Below are 1235 nucleotides of genomic sequence, written 5' to 3' on the forward strand. Positions count from 1 at the left end.
GGCAGGCCGGGGGCGCCGCTGACGTCGGTGAGCGATATCGGGACCTTGCACCCGATTGCGCTGTGGGGTCGATCTTCGTTGTAGAGCCTGCGCCAAGCCTCCATCTTTTCGCGGGCGTCGGCAAGGCTGAGGAACCAGTGCGCCCGCAGGCATGCCTGGCGGAACTTGCCGTTGATGGTGAGGCGCGATCAGCGATGGCCCCAGTGGGGCCATCGCCGCGCCGGAACATGAAGGCGTTGTCCGTGGGCTTGCCTGGCCGGGAGAAGTCGAGGACGACGCCATGCCGGCAGGACCAGAGGTCCACGTCGCGCGAGATGAACTCGCTGCCGTGGTCGATGCGGATCACCTTCGGAAAGCCCACCTCCGCGCAGACCCGCTCGAGGGTGGCGACCACGTCCTCGCCCCAATAGCTGAACCGCGGATCGACCCCCTGCGAGAACCGTGACCAGGTGTCGCCGATGGTCGGCACCCGCAGCTTCCGGCCCGTGGCGAGCTGGTCGTGCTACGGATGTCCATGGCCCAGGTCTTGTTGGCCCGGGTCGCGACGCCGCGGTCTTCACGCAGCTTCGCCCTTACCCGCCGCTTCGGCGTCTTGTTGCGCAGCTGAAGGCCCGGCTCATTGTATATGCGTTGAACGGTCTCCGGGCTTACGCGGCCCCACCGGGGCCACGGTCCCTTCGACTGTGGTTCACGTTCCAGCCCTCGCGCTGAAGCTGCACGTGCACGCGGCGATAGCCGTGGCGCACGCGCTTCTGGCAGATCTCCCTGATGCGCTCCAGGAGTGCCGCCGGATCGGAGAGACGGGATTGGTGGTGGTACGTCGACCGGTCCATCCGCAGGGCCCCACAAGCCCGGAGGAACGAAACGGCCCAGTCGCAGCACAGCCCGTCGACAAGAGCTCGCATCCGAGCCGGCTTCAGAGCGTTCGGCGGACGACGTCCGCTCGCGATTGTCCTCGGACCAATGGCGGACGATGGCTCGCCATCTCGCGGTCCAGGCCGAGTTCCGCGACCAGCTTCTTGAGCCGGGCATTCTCGTCCTCAAGGGCCTTCAGCCGGCGCATCTCGCTCGGCAGCAGGCCCACGTACTTCTTCCGCCAGGCGTAAAACGTCGCCTTGGCTGATCCCGGCCTTCCGGCAGACGTCGCCGATCGGCACGCCCTCCTCGGCCTGCTTCAGGATAAACGCCTGTCTCGCGCGTCCGAAAACTCGCTTGCCTTCATCGATCTCCGCTCC

General features: G+C 66.9%; 1 pseudogene. It reads right to left on the minus strand.

What is annotated here, in order from left to right:
- Positions 1 to 1222, minus strand: a pseudogene (locus tag P2H44_RS25475) (IS3 family transposase); the annotation flags it as partial.
- Between the last annotated feature and the right edge of the window lie 13 nt (positions 1223 to 1235).

The sequence above is a fragment of the Albimonas marina genome (genome assembly GCF_029223255.1).
Lineage (GTDB): Bacteria > Pseudomonadota > Alphaproteobacteria > Rhodobacterales > Rhodobacteraceae > Albimonas.